Source organism: Xanthomonas sp. DAR33341, assembly GCF_003992815.1.
Classification (GTDB): Bacteria; Pseudomonadota; Gammaproteobacteria; order Xanthomonadales; family Xanthomonadaceae; genus Xanthomonas; species Xanthomonas cissicola.
The window spans coordinates 90,314-108,654 of the sequence record NZ_QEYV01000030.1 but is presented as its reverse complement, the minus strand read 5'-3'; the positions used below and the strand labels follow the sequence as shown (position 1 = coordinate 108,654).

Sequence of the window (18,341 nt, the reverse complement as noted above, 5' to 3'; positions counted from 1 at the left end):
TACGGTGCGACCGCCGCGCTATGGTGTCAGGCTGCCAGGGATTTGCGCGCATACCCGTCATGGCGTCTCACTCCGCATCGACCCAGCCGCGCTGCTGCGCGGTGGCCAGATCGGCCGGCGTGTCGATATCCAGCGCCAACGCCGGGGCGCTGACGCACCCCAGGCTCTGCATATCCAGGCTGGCGAACAGGCCGCGCAGGCCGCTATCGGCCTGCAATGGCACATCCGCCCAAGCCGTATGCGTGACCACCGCGGGAATGCCGCGCACGCCGCTGTAGCCACTGGTGGCGCATCCGGAGACGGCGCGATCGGCTTCTTCCAGCAGGGAGCGCAAATGCGGGGCATCCAGCGCAGGCTGATCGCACCCCAGGATCAGGCTGCGTCGCAATGCCGGGTCGCCCTGCACATGCCGACGCAACGCGGCCAGGCTAGAGCCCATGCCCTCGGACCAATCGGGATGCCGGAGTATTTCGATATCCAGATCCTGCAACACCTCGCTCAACGTATCGGCGTCGGCACCCAGCACGACCACGCAGCGGCGTGGCGCAGTCAGTAATGCAATGCGTGCGGCGCGGCGCAGCAACGGCTCGCCATCGCGCATCAGCAGTTGCTTCGAGCGGCCAAGCCGGCGCCCTGCTCCGGCGCCCAGCACCAGCGCCGCGTGATCGCCACTCATGTGCCGCACGCCGCTGGCATGGCGGCAGCCGCGTGCGGTGCTGGTTGCGAGACGGTGGGAGCGTGGCGCGTTCCGGCGTAGTCACCACGTGCGCAATGGTTGGTGGCGAAGAAGCTAAGGCGAACAGCATCACGCGATACGTCGACGTGGGGATCTGGAACAGGGGTCATGGCGACGTACTGCTTGAATGGAAGACCGCTGCAGCCTAGAGCGCCAGCTGTGCGTGCAAGGTGACCGACCTTTGCGTGCGCTGTCCATACATCGGCGAAGGCCTGCCAATGGCGATGCAGACTGCGGCGTGCTGTCGCAGGCCAGCGACGATAGTGTTCGGAAGCAGCCGTGTTTCACTCGACCGGCTGCAAGGCGCCTTGATGACTGACGCACGCGGCAGAAGCAGCTAGCGATTTATCAGCTTGCGGTAACGGCCTGCACATCTGCCACCGCCTGCGTGGCTTCGGCGATGACGCCGAGCGCGATGGTATGCGGCGAGGAGCGTCCCATGCGCCAGCCCGCCGGCAAACGCAGACGCGCGAGCGAGGTGTCGCCATACCCCAGCGCACGCAGCGCCTGTAGACGACCTTCGCGCTTTTGCCGGCTGCCGAGGATGCCGATGCAGGCGACGGGAGACGCCAAGCCGCGCCGCGCAACCTGTAGGTCGATCTCGGCATCGTGGGCCAGGCTGTACAGTGCGGTATCGGCATCCAGATGCAGATCCCGCAGTGCATCGCCCAGCGCACGTCGGTCGTAGTGCTCGGGCGCCAATCCCGGCGGCGGTTCCCCCGGACCATGCGGCCGCAACACGCGCACTTCGATGCCCATCTGGCTGGCCAACGACACCAGCGCCAGTAGCGACGGGTCGGCGCCAACCAGCACCAGCCGTAGCGGCGGACGATGGGTGCGCACGAATTCGCCCGCACGCGCGTCCTGTGCATGTGCCAGGTAACGCACCGTGCCGGAGGCACGATCCAAGGCCACATGAAATGCGCGCCGATGCTGGCGCGCGTTACGCCAACGCGCGAGGTGCTCGCCCAGATCCGGCACCGGCCACACCAGCACGCCGATGCGCCCCCCGCAGCTGAGCTGGATGTCCAGCACTTGGCTGCCTTCGCCATAGTCCAGCCAGCGCGGCTGACCATCGCGCAGCGCTGCCATGGCTTCATGCGCCACCGCCGCTTCGACGCAGCCGCCTGAGACATAGCCTGCCACGCGCCCGTCGGCGCTGATGGCCATCTCGCTCCCCAACGGGCGAGGTGAGGAGCCTTGCACATCGATCAAGGTCGCCATCGCCACGCGCTGCCCGGCGCGCTGCCATGCGCTCAGCGTTGGCAGCAAATCGTCGAGCAACGCGTAGCCCGGCCATGCCGGCCACGCCGGCGGCGCATGCGTGACGGGGGCAACGAGCGCGCTCACGCGCGCAGCATCTCGGGCAGGTGCGGCAGCAGTTTGTCGAGGGTGACCGGGTAGTCGCGCACACGCACGCCGGTTGCGTTGTAGACCGCATTGGCGATCGCCGCTGCCACGCCGCAGATACCCAGCTCGCCCACGCCCTTGGCCTTCATCGGCGACGACAGCGGGTCGCTTTCTTCCAGGAACACCACCTCCTGATGCGGGATATCCGCATGCACCGGCACTTCATAGCCGGCCAGGTCGTGGTTGACGAAAAAGCCCAGGCGTTTGTCCACTGCCAGCTCTTCCATCAGTGCCGCGCCGGCGCCCATGGTCATGCCGCCGATGACCTGGCTGCGTGCGGATTTGGGATTGAGGATGCGCCCCGCGGCGCACACGGCAAGCATGCGCCGGATGCGCACTTCGGCGGTTGCGATATCCACGCCCACTTCGACGAAATGCGCGCCGAACGTGGAGAGCTGGTGCGTTTTGCTGAGGTCGCCGAATTCGATCTTGTCTTCCACCACCAGCGCGCCATTGGCCGCGGCATCGCCGAGCGCAACGCGCTTGCCGCCGGCACGCACATAGCCATCGGCAAACTCGGCACTGGCCGGATCCAGGCCCAGTTGCTTGGCCACCGCTTCGCGCAATTTGACTGCGGCTGCATAGACGCCTGCGGTAGAACTGTTCGCGCCCCACTGCCCGCCGGAGCCTGCAGAGGCCGGAAAGCTCGAATCGCCCAGGCGCACATCGACCCAGTTGAGTGGGACGCCCAGCATTTCCGCAGCGGTCTGCGCAATGATGGTGTAGGAGCCGGTCCCGATATCGGTCATGTCGGTTTCCACCACCACGCGCCCGCCCTGCTCCAGCCGCATGCGTGCGCCGGAGGTCATGACCGGCGCGTTGCGAAATGCCGCCGCAACGCCCATGCCGACCAGCCAACGACCATCGCGCGTACTGGCCGGCTTGGCCTTGCGCTTGGACCACCCGAATCGCCTTGCGCCATCTTCCAGGCACGTGACCAGCTGACGCTGCGAGAACGGTCGCTGCGGGTTTTCCGGGTCCACCTGGGTGTCGTTGACGATGCGGAACTTGACCGGGTCCATGTCGAGCTTTTCGGCCATCTCGTCCATGGCGATTTCCAACGCCATCAATCCTGGTGCCTCGCCCGGCGCGCGCATGGCGTTGCCTTCGGGCAGATCGAGCACGGCCAGACGGGTCGTGATCAGGCGGTTAGCACCGGCGTAGAGCAATTGCGTCTGCGCGGCGGCGATTTCCGGGCTGCCGTCGGGCAAGTCGCCCGACCAGCTTTCATGCGCGATCGCCGTGAGCTTGCCGTCGCGCCCGGCCGCAAGCCGGATGCGTTGCAGCGTGGCCGGGCGGTGGGTGGTGTTATTGGCGATCAGCGGCCGCGGCAACATCACCTTGACCGGCCGTCCGACCTGACGCGCGGCCAGCGATGCCAGCACTGCATCGGCACGCAGGAACAGCTTGCCGCCGAAACCGCCGCCGACGTACGGCGACATGATCCGCACGTTCTCACGCGGGATGCCCAGCGTCCTGGCCAGATCGCCGGCTCCCCAGTTGATCATCTGATTGGAGGTCCACACGCTGAGCTTGTCGCCATCCCACATCGCGATGGAAGCGTGCGGCTCCATCATCGCGTGCGAATGATCGGGTGTGCTGTATTCGGCATCCAGTTGCACTGGCGCCGTCGCGAAGGCAGCGTCGAAGTTGCCGACGTTGCTGTTGGGCGCGTCGCCCTTCTTGGTCACCGTGGCGCCGGCGCGGGCCTTTTCCAGGTCGTAGGCGCCCACGTGACGGCCGTAATCGACCTTGATCAACTGGCCGGCCGCACGCGCCTGCTCGAAGGTCTCCGCCACCACCACTGCAATGGCCTGGTGGTAATGCGCGATCTCGGGACCGCCCAAGAGCTTGGCGGTGTTGAACTTGCCCTTTTGCAGCTTGCCGGCGTTCTGCGCAGTCACGATGCCCAGCACGCCTGGCGCCTTGCGTGCCGCACTTAGATCGATACTGCGGATGGTGCCCTTGGCGATGCCTGCGCCCACCACATGCCCGTAAGCCGCTTGGCCCGGCAAGTCATGATGTTCGTAGGCATACGGCGCCTGCCCGGTGGTCTTGAGTGGCCCGTCGATACGGTCGACGGGCTTGCCGACGACAGTAAGCTGATCGATGGGATTGGTGCCGGCGGGAGTGTCGAATTTCATATCAGGCCCTCGTGTCGGCCAAGATCGCGGTCAAGGTGCGCTCAACCAGCGGCACCTTGAATGCGTTGTGTTCGGTGGGCCGTGCGCCGTCGAGCAGCACGGACGCAATGGCGCGGGCACCCTCCTTCGATCTGGCTTCGGCGGCTTCGCTGCGCCATGGCTTGTGCGCGACGCCGCCGACTGCGACGCGTGCGCTGCCATCGCGCTGGACGACGGCGGCCACCGACACCAGGGCGAAAGCATACGAGGCACGATCGCGCACCTTGCGGTACACATGCGTGCCACCGAGCGGCTTGGGCAAGGTGACGGCGGTGATCAATTCGCCGCGCTCCAGCACGGTTTCCAGATGCGGCGTCGTTCCCGGTGCACGGTAGAACTCGGACAAGGCCACGGCGCGTGTCTGGCCATCCGGGCGCACCGTTTCCACAACCGCATCGAGCAGGCGCATGGCAATGGCCATATCGCTGGGATGGGTGGCGATGCACGCCTCGCTGGCACCAACCACTGCCAGTTGACGGTTATAGCCGCCGATGGCCGCGCAGCCGCTGCCAGGCAGTCGCTTGTTACAGGGCTGGTTGGTGTCGTAGAAATAGGGACAACGCGTCCGTTGCAGCAGGTTGCCTGCCGTGGTCGCACGGTTGCGCAGTTGTCCCGAGGCACCGGCCAGCAATGCGCGCGACAACACGGCGTAATCGCGGCGCACGCGCTGGTCGGCCGCCAGATCGGTGTTGCGCACCAATGCGCCGATGCGCAGGCCGCCCTCAGGCGTTGCGTCGATGGTATCCAGGCTCAGGCCGTTGACATCGATCAGGTGCGACGGTGTTTCGATCTGAAGCTTCATCAGATCGAGCAGGTTGGTCCCGCCTGCGATGAACTTGGCACCGGGCTGGCGCGCGGCCTTGGCGGCGGCATCGGCTGGCGAGCTGGCCCGTTCGTAGCTAAAGGCTTTCATGCGCGGCCTCCGGCAACATCGTTGATGGCTTCGACGATGTTGGAGTACGCACCGCAACGGCAGATATTGCCACTCATGCGCTCCTGCAATTCCGGCGTGGTGAGTCTGGTCTTGCCGGTGAGGTCTTCGGTGACATGGCTGGGGATCCCGCGCTTCACCTCGTCCAGCACGGCCACTGCCGAACAGATCTGCCCGGGCGTGCAATAGCCGCATTGGTAGCCATCGTGCTTGACGAACGCCGCCTGCATGGGGTGCAGCTTGTCCGGCGTGCCCAGCCCTTCGATGGTGGTGACCTTGGCGCCCTCGTGCATCACTGCCAGCGATAGGCACGCGTTCATGCGTTGCCCGTCGACGATGACCGTACATGCGCCGCACTGGCCGTGATCGCAGCCCTTCTTGGTGCCGGTGAGATGCAGATGTTCGCGCAGTGCATCCAGCAAGGTGGTGCGGTTATCCAGCGTCAGCGTGACCGGTTTGCCGTTCACCTCGAAGCCGACCTGGCTGGATGCATTGGCGGGCTCGCTTGCGGGCCGCTGCGACATCGCAGTGGCGGCGGTGGCGGCCATCGATTGGGTTGCGGCAACGCTGGCTGCGGATGCCGTCCCCGCGATCAGTACCTCGCGACGGGTCATCTTGATGTCTCTCATGGCTGGCATCTCCAACAATGCTGGCTTTTACAGTTCTCAATCAATGTGCAGCGCTGCCGGTCACAAGCGCGTGAGTGCGCAGCGGCGACTGCGGGCGTGACGCAGTGCATTGCCCGATTCTAGTTCCCGCTTTTGTCCGCATTAGCGCTGGTGGCTGCATGCGCCTATGAAAGACGCTCATCACTGCGAGTCACCAACCCATGCGCCGATGACGTTGGAGTCGGAAGGGCCGGCCGAACAGTTTCTTGAATGTTGCGCGTGCAGCACGTGGGTTGGCCGCAGTGAAGGAAGCGAAGAAACCCGAGGAGTATTGGTTGCGCTTGCCAGCAACGTCATGCAGGCGGCGGCCTTTGCACACGTCGAAATAGTGAATTCGCGCGTCGGCGTGCGGAGCATCACCGACGCTCGGTGCCGCGGGCTGGATCAGAACTCCAGCGCGATCTTGCCGAGGTGGCCACCGGACTTCTGCAGCGCGAAGGCTTCACCGATCTCATCCAGCGCGAAGCTGCGATCGATCACCGGTCGCAGCGGCAAGCTGTCGAGTGCGCGCACCAGGTCCTGTTGATGCTTGCGGCTGCCGACGACCAATCCCTGCAGGCGTTGCTGGCGCCCCATCATTTCGGCAGTCGGAACCGGCCCAGCCGCACCGGTCAATACGCCGATCAAGGCGATATGCCCACCCACGCGCGCTGCACGGATCGATTGCGTCAGCGTGCCCGGCCCACCGACCTCGACCACATGGTCCACCCCACGTCCTTCGGTGATGTCCAGCACCTGCGCCGACCATTCGGGATGCTGTCGATAGTTGATGACGTGGTGGGCACCGAGCGCTCGCACCTTCTCCAGTTTCTCGTCGGATGAGGACGTGGCGATCACGCGCGCGCCCATCGCTTTGGCCAATTGCAGCGCAAAGATCGACACGCCGCCGGTGCCCAGTACCAGCACGCTGTCGCCGGCCTTGAGCCCGCCGTTGACTGCCAGTGCACGCCACGCGGTGACGCCGGCGGTGGTCAGCGTCGCAGCCTCGGCGTGGCTGTAACCACGGGGTGCGTGGGTGAATGCCCGTGCATCGGCGACGACCGCCGAGCGCGCATAGCCATCGACGCCGTCGCCTGGAGTGGTGGCAAAACCGGCGTGCAACGGCTCGCCGTCCAGCCACTGCGGGAAGAAGGTGGACACCACCTGATCGCCCACTGCGAACTCGTCAACCTCCGGCCCGACCGCTTCCACCACGCCTGCGCCATCGGACATCGGAATACGCCCGTCTGCGGTTGGCATCTGCCCGAGCACCACGCCCAGATCATGAAAATTGAGCGAACTGGCATGCAGGCGCACGCGGATCTGACCGCGTGCAGGCTGCCCCGGATCGGGCAATGCAACCGACTGCAGCGATGCGATGGCGGCCGGATGGCGAAGACGAATGGCTTGCATGGAGAACTCCTGAGCGTGATTCAGTGCTCGGCATAGCATGCTGCCCGTTATGCAGCCGCAGTCGAGCTGGCTCTGACATCTGTCGCCGTGCGCGTTGAGGTGATTCAGCGAGCGCTGCTGCGGCAGCCATTGCGCGTCGCGACGCGATCAAGCGGGCTGTTGCGTGTAACGTGAGGCATCAATCACAGATCTGTCATTGCACGTGTCGACGCGCCTAGGAATGCATGCCGCGACGCGTAGGGTGGCACGGCGGTTGCATCGCCCTGGTATCCAGACAGGTAGCCGCAGTGACGTCAACAACCAAGCGGCGGCGCCAACGTGCTCAGCGCATCGCGCTGCATTTCGTGCTGACTGCGTCTTGGATGCTACTGCTCGGTTCGGAATATTGGTCCATCCACGAAGAGCGCGCGACCGCGCTGCGCAGCGCCCAGGCGCAGTCGTTGAACCTGGCCAATTCGCTGGCGCAGCATGCCAGCGACACCCTGTCCATCGCCGACGCAGTGCTGTCCGGGCTGGTGTCGCGGGTCGAACACGACCAAGGCTCCAGTGCCGCGCGTTCTGCGATGCATGAGTTCCTGGTGCACGAAGCGCGCCGCTCCGATCGCCTACATGGCATTTTCATCTATGCCGCGGACGGCAGTTGGGTGAGCTCGTCGCTGGACAGCACCCCCAGGACGCACAACAACGCCGACCGCGCCTATTTCAAATACCACCGCGACCATCGCGACGCCTTGTCGCTGGTCGGCCCGCCTGTGCAAAGCCGTTCGGACGGCTCCTGGGTGCTGACATTGAGCCGCCGCCTCGACGCCCCCAGCGGCGAGTTCGCCGGCGTGGTGCTGGTCACCCTGCAGCTGAAGTATTTCCAGAACTACTACAGCACCTTCGAGGTCGGCCCGCACGGCACCATCGGCATGACCAACGACGATGGCATCGTGATGGTGCGCCGGCCCGACAAACAGGGCGTGATCGGCACCTCGATCGCGGGGACGTCGATCTACGTGACCATGCGCGCACGCAAGCACGGCACCGCCACCTATCGCTCGCCGATCGACCGCGTTGAGCGTATCTCCAGCTTCGCACCGGCGCGACCCTATCCGCTGACCGTGCTGACCGGCTTTTCAGTGGACGATGCGTTGGCGAACTGGCGGGAAACCGCGCGCCAGCGCATCGTGGTGGCCGCGCTGGGCTGCACCCTGCTGCTGGGCGTGGGGATCTGGCTGGACCTGCAACTGCGCCGCATGCACCGCAACGAAGCCAAGCTGAGTACCGAAGCCTGGGTAGACGCATTGACCGGCATCGCCAACCGGCGCGCCTTCGACCACCGGCTATCGCGTGCGTTGCAGGACGCGGTTCGCCTGGAGGCGCCATTGTCGGTGCTGATGATCGATGTCGATCACTTCAAGCTCTACAACGACACCTATGGCCACGTGAACGGCGATGCCTGCCTGCGTTTGATCGCAGGCGCCATTGCCGGCTGCTCGCGCCGCAGCGAAGACCTCGCCGCGCGCTACGGTGGCGAAGAGTTCGGCATGATCCTGCCGCATACCGATGCCGCCGGCGCGCTGCGCCTGGCCGACGCCGTGCGCAATGCGGTCGCCGAGCTGGGCCTGATGCACCTGTCCAGCCCCACCAGCGCGCACGTCACCGTCAGCATCGGCGCAGCCACCTTCGAACCGGGCGAAGCGCCGCTGAGCCCCAACGCCATCGTGCACGACGCCGATTCGGCGCTGTATCGCGCCAAGCAGAAGGGACGCAATCGCACGTCTGCCTAAACCTGCCGAGGGGCGCTAACGGCCTGCCGTAGAGATCACGCTGCTGCTGCGAGCTGGACGTTGCGAGCTTGAGCAACGCATGGACGGCGCGCCCACGCTGCGTGCGTTGCGCGTAAGCCTGCAATAGGCGCTGCACGCACGGCGTGCCTGCCTCCGAGCACGCATAACGCCCGCGAGGCTCTGCCACCATTCTGCCAAAACCGGCCAATGTCCGGGCGTCATTGCCATAACGCAGAAGGCCCGCGCAATGCGGGCCCTCGTGGATGACACAACGACGGGCAGTCCTCAAAACGGGATATCGTCGTCTGCGAAATCGTCCATTGGCGGCGCCGACTGCTGCTGGGCCGGCTGCTGACGACGCGGCGCGTAGTCCTGACCACCGCCACCGCCGCCATATCCGCCACCACCCTGCCCGCCACCGCCGCCCTGCTGACGCGGCGCCGAACGCTGCGGGCGATCGCTGCCCATCCCACCACCGCCGCCTTCGCCACGGCCGCCGAGCATCTGCATCTCGTTGGCGACGATGTCGGTGCTGTACTTTTCAACGCCGTCCTGGCCGGTGTACTTGTCGTAGCGCAGTTCGCCTTCGACATACACCTGCGAGCCCTTGCGCAGGTACTCGCCGGCGATTTCGCCCAGCTTTCCGAAGAACACCACGCGGTGCCACTCGGTACGTTCCTGGTTATTGCCGTCGCGGTCCTTGCGCATGCTGGTGGTGGCCAGGCTCACGCGCGTGATTGCCATGCCGGCCTGGGTGTACTTGGTGTCGGGATCGTTGCCGAGGTTGCCGACGAGGATGACTTTGTTGATGCCGCGGGCCATAGGTGCTTCCGAGATGATGCGCTGGCGCCGGGAGCGCGCAACGATGAATGTCTGTGCGGCAATGTTACCGCACCTGCCGCTCGGCGGTCCTGGCAGGTTGCCGCGCGGCGCTGCCGGGCAAGCGCCCTGCCAAGGGTCGGAAATCCAGCCCGTACAGGCCTTGCGGCTTTGACGCGACCACGTGAAGCTGCAAATGTGAAGACGCCGGTTGTGCCCGGCGGGACGGATCCGGCCGGGGCACCTATAATCGGCCCACATCACGAACGCCTGCGCATGACCATCGCCGAAGACCTCCCCACCGTGCTGGGCCTGCCCCAGATCCAGTCCCTCGCCGCGCCCGACATGGCCGCGGTCGACGCACTGATCCGCCGCCGTCTGGCCTCGGACGTCGTGCTGATCAACCAGATCGCCGATCACATCATCTCCGCCGGCGGCAAACGCCTGCGCCCGATGCTGGTGATGCTGGCCGGCCATGCCGCTGGCGGCTCCGGCCCGGAGCACCACCAACTGGCGGCAATCATCGAATTCATCCATACCTCCACGCTGCTGCACGACGACGTGGTGGACGAATCGGACCTGCGCCGCGGGCGCAGCACCGCCAACGCGCTATGGGGCAATGCGCCCAGCGTATTGGTGGGCGACTTCCTGTACTCGCGCAGCTTCCAGCTGATGGTCGAACTGGATCGCATGGAAGTCATGCAGATCCTGGCCGACACCACCAACCGCATCGCCGAAGGCGAAGTGCTTCAGCTGTTGCATGTGCATAACCCCGACACCGACGAAGCGGCGTACCTGCGCGTGATCGAGCGCAAGACCGCAGTGCTGTTCGCCGCCGGCACGCGTCTGGGTGCGCTTGCCTCCGGCGCAAGCGCGCAGGTGCAGCAGCAGCTGTACGACTACGGCATGCAGCTGGGCTTCGCCTTCCAGATCGCCGACGACGTACTCGACTACGCCGCCGAGGCCGCGGACCTGGGCAAGAACCTGGGCGACGATCTTGCCGAGGGCAAGGCCACCCTGCCGCTGATCCACGCGATGGCGCACTCGGATGCGACCACCCGTGAGCGCCTGCGACAGATCGTCGAGCAAGGCGATGCGGCGGCGATGCCGGAAGTGCTGGCCGCCATCCATGCCACCGGCGGGTTGGACTACAGCCGTCAACGCGCGGCCGAATACGCCGCCGCCGCCGAACAGGCTCTGGAAACCCTGCCGCACAGCCCTGCCGTGGCGGCGCTGCGCGGCCTGGCGCGCTACGCAGTCGAGCGTACCCACTGATCCGGAGCGCCCTGCGCGCCGGATGGGATTGGGGATTTGAGATTGGGGATTCGCAAGGGCGGCTAGTTTGCGCGTTGACGAATCCCGCATCCGTTATCCGAATGATTGGTCAGCGCCCTCCCCCGGAGCACAAACTCCGGGGGTGATGCGTTGAAGCACGGGACCCGCGCTCTTGCGAATCCCAAATCCCCAATCCCGGCTACTGACCAAACCGCTCTTCGAAGAAGTCGCCCAGCATGCGGTACGCACGCTTGGCCGCCCGCGGGTTGTACAGGCAGCCCGGCGGGCTGCTGGCGTCGGCCTCGGCAAAGCAATGCACCGCGCCGCTGAAATTGACGAATTGCCAATCCGCGCCGGCTGCATTCATTTCGGTTTCGAACGCGGCGATATCCGCCTTGCTCACGCTCTTGTCGTCGGCACCGTTGAGCACCAGCATGGGCGTCTTGGCAGAGCCGGCGGCAGCCGGGCTGGGAGTCGCGATGCCGCCATGCAGGCTGACCACACCGGCCAGCTGTGCGCCTGAGCGCACCAGCTCCAGCACCGTCGTACCGCCGAAGCAGAAGCCCACCGCACCGATGCGCGCTGCGTCCAGCGGCGCCTTGCCGGCCTGCGCCTTGAGTACCTCTACCGCCTTGAGCGCGCGTGCGCGCAGCTCCGGCGGATCCTTCTTCAGGGCGCCGGCGAACTGTCCAGCCTCGCTGTCGTTGGCGGGGCGCTTGCCCTTGCCATACACGTCGGCCACCAGCACCACGTAATCGTCGCCGGCCAGTTGCTTGGCCTTGCTCACCGCCGAGTCGTTGACACCGCGCCAGTTGGGCACCATCACCAGGCCCGGGCGCTTGGCATCGCCGGCATCGTCATACACCAGCACGCCGCTGTAGGTGTCCTTGCCGATCTTCCATTCCAGCGGCTTGGCCTGCATCGCGGCCGCTGCGGGGAAGGCCAGCGAGGCCAGGACACCGATCAACCCAACGCCACGCCATGTCCATTGCTTGTGCATGTGCTTGCTCCCAGGATGGTGCGGCGAGTGTAGGCGCTGGCGCCGTGCAGGAGAGGTCATCGTCGCCGCTGCCGGCAACGGTGGCGGCAGGTCGTCGGTCCAACGCGCCTGCGCGTTTCGCATGCGCTGCGCGTGCGCGCTTTCGAGGCAATCGCGCCACCGCGCCACCGCGGCGGCGCTGGCGTTAGCGCGGCGACCCAAGCGCGGCGACCAATAGGCAGCGAGCAACCATCAGGTGGCCGGAGAACAGCGCGCAGGCACAGCGGTGTATGAGCGGCACATGCCAGTTCCGAGCACCTGCCATGCCCACCGGCTGATGAGCGCAGCCGGTGCGTTGGCCGCCTTCAGTGCACACCCAGTCCGTCAATCGCGCTGATTGCCGCCGGGTCGAAGCCTGCCAGCTGTGCGAAGTGACGGCCGCGCGCAACGTAATCGCTGTAGGCGCCGAAGCTGGGCGCCCCCGGCGAGAGCAGCACCACACCGCCCTGCTCGCCCAGCGCATTGCGCGCCAGTCCCATGGCGTGTTCGAGATCGTTGGCGGCATGCAGGCCGAAGTGTCCCGCTTCGGCCAGCGGCGCCAGCAATGCATGGATGCGTGGGCCATTGGCGCCCATGGTCACGATTTCCAGCGGCGCCTGCTGCGCCATCTGCTGGGCGAAATCGTGCCAATCCAGCCCGCGATCATGGCCACCGACCAGCAAGGCTACGCGTCGCCGCGCAAAGCACGCCAGTGCAGCCAGCGAGGCATGCGGCGTGGTGCTGATGGAATCGTTGACGTAGCTGATGCCGTCCACGCTGCCGAGCAACTGCAGGCGGTTGGGCAATGGACGAAAGCTCGCTGCCGCCGGCGCAAGTGCCGCCGCATCCAGGTCCAAGGCCTCTACCGCCGCCAGCACCGCGCACAGGTTGCGGCGGTTGTGCTCGCCCGGCAGCGGTACATCGGCGGTATCGAAAATGGCCTGTTCGCCGCGATAGACCACCTCGCCACGCAGATGCCAGCCGGCGGGCTGATTGAACCAACGCACCTGGCTATCGGGCAATTGCAAGCCGGCAAGCAGCGGGTCGGCAGCGTTGAGCAAGGCGATCCGCGGCCGGCCTTCGGTCACCAGCGACAGCTTGTCGCGCACATAGCGCGCCTCGTCGCCGTGCCAGTCCAGATGCTCGGGAAACAGATTCAACACCAGTGCCAGCTGGGGGCGCGCGCCGCTGCGCCCGACATCAGCGGTCTGATAGCTGGACAACTCGACCGCCCAATACGCCGGCGGCGGCTGCGGTGCCAGCACTTCCAGCAGGGGCTGGCCGATATTGCCGACCAAGGCGGTGCGATGCCCGGCTGCGCGCAGCACGTGCGCCAGCAGCGCAGTGGTGGTGCTCTTGCCCTTGGTGCCGGTGATGCAGACGACGCCAGGCACGCTGCCATCCGCCTGCGCGTGTTCGGCAAACCACAGCGCGGTGCCGCCAATGAAATGCGTGCCCTGCGCAGCGGCAGCCAGTGCCTCGGCGCGATACGGGCTGATGCCGGGCGACTTCACGACGATCTCGAATCGCCCCAGCGCCTGCGCGCTGGCATCGGTTTCCACCTGCAAGGCCGCATCTGCCAGCGCAGCGATCTCACGCGCCTCTTCGGCGTTGCAGAACACCGTCAGCGCTTGAGTCGGCAGGCGCGCCCGCAGCGCACGATACGCCGCACGTCCTTCGCGCCCCCAGCCCCACAACGCAACAGCCTTGCCTTCAAGCTGCGAAATTCGCACGCACGCGCTCCCACAGCGCCGGCGGAATCCGGTGCTCGCCATCGATGGCCATGAGTGGCTCGACCTGCAGATCATTCGAGTCGAGCTGCGGCTGGATGTCGCGGATGAAGCGCTTCACCAACGCGTCCTCCTTCCACTCCGCGCGGCTGGCCAGCACGGCCATCGCCGCGCGCGATTCGCGGCCTTCGCCCACGCATTCGAACGGCTTGTGGTCCTGGAACTCCAGCAGCGCATCGTAGCCGCCGGCCTGGGTCGCATCGTCGAGCAGATTGCGCCCGAAGATGTTGACCAACCGCGTCTTGGGCATGAACGGCGCCAGCGCCAGGAACACGAAATGGCACTTCGGGCACACGCCGCACCAGCGATGCACCGGGCGCTCGCCCATGATGTGGAAGTTGCGGTTGCAGCTGGAAAAGTGCGCGTCGTAGTGATCGGTCTTGGCGAATTGCCGCGCCACCGCCAACTCGGAGAGCGGCCGCAGCAACGAGTAGTAGCGTAGATCGGCCGCCACCTGCCGCTGCACGTAATCGCCGAATGCCTGTTCGAACGCCCAGCCCTTGGACCACTGGTGATTGACCTCGCCGGTGCCGGGAATCTGGCTGCCGTAACTGGCCGAACGTTCGTTGGAGAACACCACCTGGTCGATCCCATTGAGCAGCGCCGCCAGCACCAGGATGGCCGAGTTCACCGCGGTCACCGGGATATGCCCGTTCCACGCGCCCTGGCGATTGAGTTCGAACAGTTCCGGGGCCAGCACGCGGCCGATGTTGAGTACCGGCAACCCGGTGCGTTCTGCACAGGCACGGATGAGTTGCGAACCGCCGATCCAGCTGACGGTCTGCGCCACGCCGGCCTGGCGCAGGGCCTCGATGCTGACCAGCGAATCCTTACCGCCACCGATCGCAACCAGCGCATGCTCGCGCAACCCCACTGCCGGCGCAGCATCAGACGCTTGCGCGGCGACCGGAAAATGAATCTTGCCGTGCAGGTTCAAGCCATTGCGATAGGCAAATTCGCCCAGGCCGTGCAGGTACACGCTTTCCACCAGCGCAGCGGTTTCGGCATCGATGCTGTAGCTGTCGATGGCGATGTTCGGCGGCACCGCAGCTTTGAAATAACTGACTCCTGCAATGAGATGCAGCAGCCGCAGCCCCTGTTGCACGGCAGTCGCCTGCGCGCCCTCAAGCACGAACGGTGCGCCCGGCACCGCAACGGTCTCGACCAGCTCCGGCCCTTGATCGAAGGCATACACCAGCGTCGCCACGCCGGTCTGCACGTCGAGTGCGCAACGCACGAAACGGAAGGTGGACATCTGATGTTTGTCGAAAGCGCTCATGGACTACCTGCAGAAACACGTACACGACGCAGATAGCGTCGGCACAGGAGATATTCAATCATGGAAAACGGCACCGCCGCCCATAGCAGCGGCAGGCAACCGATCACGAACAACAGCAGCATCACTTCCGAGCGAATCACCTTTGCATCGCCGGTGATCGCCAACGCGACCAGCAGATACAGCAGCAATGCGGGCAAATAGCCAAGCGCGCTGAGCACCACGGTGCGTAGCGCCATGCCACCGGCACGCTGCGCCAGCGCTCGCTCGGCGCGCCGTGCCTGCCAGAACGCTGCGCTCCAGGCACCGACGCCGGCAGCAATCAACCCTGGCAGCACCCACCGCAGGCTGTCAGTCCACGGCACCCGTTGCCCGGCCATGTCGATGGCGGTGGAGAACACCATCGCCACGCCACCGGCCAGCGTGCTGAGTACGACGAACTCAGCCAGTGGGCGCATCGATCACCTCTTCGCGCGGCAATTCGCGCTGGTTGTAGGTGCTGGCCATCGTGTAGCCGTAGGCGCCGGCATCGGCGACCAGCACCACATCGCCTGGTGCGGTGGCCGCAGGCAGGCGGCGGCGCTTGCCGAACACGTCCGACGATTCGCAGATCGGCCCGACGATATCGAACGTGCCATCGGCCGGCGCGTCAAGTTGGCTGAGGTTTTCGATGTCGTGCCAGGCGTCGTACAACGCCGGGCGAATCAGGGTATTCATCCCCGCATCCAGGCCCACGCGGTGCACGCCGTCCTTCTCGATCACCTGGGTGACGCTTGCGAGCAATACGCCGGCTTCGGCCACCAGATAGCGGCCCGGCTCGATCGCCAGGCGGTAGCCCGGATGCACGGCCTTGACCTCGGCCAGGCCCTTGGCCCACACCTCCAGATCGAATGGCTCGTCTTCGGCGCTGTACGGAATCGGCAGGCCGCCACCGATGTCGATGGTCTCCACCGTGCCGATACGGCGCGCGAAGCCGGCCAACTCGTCGTACATCATCCGCCAGTGCTCGCCGGTCTCCACGCCACTGCCCAGGTGCGCATGCACGCCGGTGATGGTGACCTCGAGCGTGCGCGCCACCTCGACAAATTCATCCACCCGCGTGGACGACAGGCCGAACTTGGAAGCCTTGCCGCCGGTGTTGACCTTCTCGTGATGGCCGTCGCCGTGCCCCAGGTCGATGCGCAGCCACACATTGCGGCCACGGAACACCTCGGGCCAGTTGCGCAGCGCTTCGACGTTGTCCACGGTCACCGTCACGCCCAGCGCGAAGGCCGCTTCGTATTCGGCCTTGGGCGCAAAGCTCGGCGTGAACAGCACGCGCCGCGGCGACAACTCCGGTAGTGCCTGGAATACGCGGCGCAATTCGCCGTGCGAGACGCATTCCAGCCCGAAGCCGGCCTGCTCCAGCGCCATCAGGATGGCCGGATGCGCATTGGCCTTGATCGCGTAATAGCGCTGATCCACCGCGGCTATCTGCGCCAGCGCATGCGCACGCTCACGCACCGTGGGCAGGTGGTATGCGTAACGCGGCGTCCCGGCCTTAGACAGCGACAGCAGATGCGCGCGCTCGGCATGCCACCACGGCGTGGGTCGCGGACGTACCGAGCCGATGATCTGCCGCCAGCGCGGCCCGAACACCTCGCCCTCGCTGACCGGCATCGCACCGCTGTCGATCAGTTCCGCGTGCAGGATCGGCAGCAAACCGTCGGCATCGGCTTCGTCGATGACGAAGGTCAGGTTCAAGTCGTTGGACGACTGCGAAATCATGTGCACGCGTTCCTGCCCGAACGTGGCCCACACGTCGGAGAGCTTGTGCAGCAGCGAACGCATGCCGCGTCCGACCAAGGTGATGGCCGCGCAAGGAACGATGATCTTGACCTTGCAGATCTGCGAAAGATCGGCCGACAACGCCGCCAGCACATCGGTGTTGACCAGGTTTTCCGAAGGATCCAGCGACACGGTGACGTTGGTCTCGGCCGAACCGATCAAGTCCACCGACAGGCCGTGCTTCTTGAACAGCGTGAACACGTCGGCCAGGAAGCCGACCTGCTGCCACATGCCGATGCCTTCCATCGACACCAGCACGATGCCATTGCGGCGGCTGATCGCCTTGACGCCCAGCACCGGCTCGGCATTGCCGTCGATGCTGGTACCCGGCAGATCCGGGCGCTCGGTGTCCAGGATCGCCATCGGTACGCCGGAATCGCGGCACGGCTTGATCGAGCGCGGATGCAGCACCTTGGCGCCGGTGGTGGCGATTTCCTGCGCTTCGTAATAGTCCAGCCGGGTCAGCAGCCGCGCATCCGGCACTTCTTTCGGGTTGGCGCTGAACATGCCAGGCACGTCGGTCCAGATTTCCACCCGGCTGGCGCCGAGCAGCGCGCCGAAGTACGCCGCCGAGGTATCCGAACCGCCACGGCCCAGAATCGCGGTGCCACCATCGGCATGACGCGAAATGAAGCCTTGCGTGATCAGAAAGCGTGTCGGTTGCGCGGCGAAACGCGTGCGCCAACCGGCATCGGACTGCCATTGGCACGAGACCGACAGCCGCTTGGACCATTCGCTCTGATTGGGCTGCGGCGGCAGCGCGGACAGCCACTGGCGCGCATCCAGCCACCCCATGTCCAGGCCGCTGGCATGCAGATACGCCGCGCCGATGGTGGACGACAGCAACTCGCCCTGCCCCAGCACCTCGGCTTGCCAATCCAGCGTGCGCGTTGCAGCGCGCGCATCGCCCAGCAATGCGTGCAGTGCGGCCAGGCGCTCGCCCAGCACTGCATCGGCGTCCAGTTCGAGCTCGGCCAGAAACTCGCGATGGCGTTGGTCCAGTGCCGCCACGCGCTGCGCGCTATCGGCGGCGCCGTCGGCAATGGCGGTGAGCTCGTTGGTCACGCCCGACAATGCAGACACCACCACCAGCACGCGGCCGCCGGTTTCGTTCGCCCGTTTGCTCGCCAGTTTTCCAATCGTGTCCCAGCGATGACGACGCGACACCGAAGTGCCGCCGAACTTGAGGACGATCCAACGATCGGTAGAGTGGGGAGCTGACATTGAGATAGGCGTTTAGGATG

14 protein-coding genes are annotated in these 18,341 nt (G+C 65.9%); 2 read left to right on the top strand and 12 right to left on the bottom strand.

Annotation, left to right across the window (positions count from 1 at the left end; all coding sequences use genetic code 11):
- Positions 1 to 67: 67 nt before the first annotated feature.
- From EO156_RS15165 to EO156_RS15140, 6 genes are all read right to left on the bottom strand, one after another.
- Positions 68 to 676, bottom strand: a complete 609-nt coding sequence (locus EO156_RS15165) for a nucleotidyltransferase family protein (protein WP_015463436.1) — start codon at positions 674 to 676, stop codon at positions 68 to 70.
- A 408-nt stretch (positions 677 to 1,084) separates the two neighbouring features.
- Entirely contained in the window at positions 1,085 to 2,086 is a 1,002-nt protein-coding gene (locus EO156_RS15160; protein ID WP_005919235.1) for an XdhC family protein, read from the bottom strand.
- Entirely contained in the window at positions 2,083 to 4,290 is a 2,208-nt protein-coding gene (paoC, locus tag EO156_RS15155) for an aldehyde oxidoreductase molybdenum-binding subunit PaoC (RefSeq protein ID WP_016849459.1), read from the bottom strand. The genes EO156_RS15160 and paoC overlap by 4 nt, the downstream gene beginning before the upstream one ends.
- A 1-nt stretch (position 4,291) precedes the next feature.
- Positions 4,292 to 5,242 (bottom strand): xanthine dehydrogenase family protein subunit M, encoded by a 951-nt coding sequence (locus EO156_RS15150; RefSeq protein WP_005913261.1) that lies wholly within the window; start codon positions 5,240 to 5,242, stop codon positions 4,292 to 4,294.
- Complete coding sequence (gene paoA / locus EO156_RS15145; RefSeq protein ID WP_256359398.1) at positions 5,239 to 5,898, bottom strand: aldehyde dehydrogenase iron-sulfur subunit PaoA; 660 nt, start codon at positions 5,896 to 5,898, stop codon at positions 5,239 to 5,241. The genes EO156_RS15150 and paoA overlap by 4 nt, the downstream gene beginning before the upstream one ends.
- Positions 5,899 to 6,312: 414 nt before the next feature.
- The gene (locus EO156_RS15140) at positions 6,313 to 7,320 is read right to left on the bottom strand and encodes an NAD(P)-dependent alcohol dehydrogenase (protein ID WP_016849461.1); all 1,008 of its coding nucleotides are present in this window, start codon (positions 7,318 to 7,320) and stop codon (positions 6,313 to 6,315) included.
- Positions 7,321 to 7,544: 224 nt separating this feature from the next.
- On the opposite strand from EO156_RS15140, the gene EO156_RS15135 reads away from it, so the two are divergent.
- Complete coding sequence (locus EO156_RS15135; RefSeq protein WP_016849462.1) at positions 7,545 to 9,092, top strand: sensor domain-containing diguanylate cyclase; 1,548 nt, start codon at positions 7,545 to 7,547, stop codon at positions 9,090 to 9,092.
- A 285-nt stretch (positions 9,093 to 9,377) separates the two neighbouring features.
- Here the strand turns inward: EO156_RS15135 and EO156_RS15130 are convergent, their stop codons facing one another.
- Positions 9,378 to 9,914, bottom strand: coding sequence for a single-stranded DNA-binding protein (locus EO156_RS15130; protein WP_003488165.1), 537 nt, complete (start codon positions 9,912 to 9,914; stop codon positions 9,378 to 9,380).
- 273 nt (positions 9,915 to 10,187) lie between these two features.
- Between EO156_RS15130 and EO156_RS15125 the strand changes: the two genes are divergently transcribed.
- Complete coding sequence (locus EO156_RS15125; protein ID WP_011348098.1) at positions 10,188 to 11,186, top strand: polyprenyl synthetase family protein; 999 nt, start codon at positions 10,188 to 10,190, stop codon at positions 11,184 to 11,186.
- A gap of 199 nt (positions 11,187 to 11,385) precedes the next feature.
- Here the strand turns inward: EO156_RS15125 and EO156_RS15120 are convergent, their stop codons facing one another.
- From EO156_RS15120 to EO156_RS15100, 5 genes are all read right to left on the bottom strand, one after another.
- The gene (locus tag EO156_RS15120; protein ID WP_026007050.1) at positions 11,386 to 12,186 is read right to left on the bottom strand and encodes a dienelactone hydrolase family protein; all 801 of its coding nucleotides are present in this window, start codon (positions 12,184 to 12,186) and stop codon (positions 11,386 to 11,388) included.
- 344 nt (positions 12,187 to 12,530) lie between these two features.
- Entirely contained in the window at positions 12,531 to 13,937 is a 1,407-nt protein-coding gene (murD, locus tag EO156_RS15115) for a UDP-N-acetylmuramoyl-L-alanine--D-glutamate ligase (RefSeq protein WP_016850261.1), read from the bottom strand.
- Positions 13,918 to 15,273 carry a UDP-N-acetyl-alpha-D-muramoyl-L-alanyl-L-glutamate epimerase gene (gene murL, locus EO156_RS15110; RefSeq protein ID WP_016850260.1) on the bottom strand — a complete coding sequence of 452 codons (1,356 nt, stop codon included), beginning with the start codon at positions 15,271 to 15,273 and terminating at the stop codon, positions 13,918 to 13,920. The genes murD and murL overlap by 20 nt, the downstream gene beginning before the upstream one ends.
- Positions 15,270 to 15,728 carry a hypothetical protein gene (locus EO156_RS15105; RefSeq protein WP_003489947.1) on the bottom strand — a complete coding sequence of 153 codons (459 nt, stop codon included), beginning with the start codon at positions 15,726 to 15,728 and terminating at the stop codon, positions 15,270 to 15,272. Before EO156_RS15105 ends, murL begins: the two co-directional genes overlap by 4 nt.
- The gene (locus EO156_RS15100; RefSeq protein ID WP_016850259.1) at positions 15,712 to 18,321 is read right to left on the bottom strand and encodes a bifunctional aspartate kinase/diaminopimelate decarboxylase; all 2,610 of its coding nucleotides are present in this window, start codon (positions 18,319 to 18,321) and stop codon (positions 15,712 to 15,714) included. The genes EO156_RS15105 and EO156_RS15100 overlap by 17 nt, the downstream gene beginning before the upstream one ends.
- Between the last annotated feature and the right edge of the window lie 20 nt (positions 18,322 to 18,341).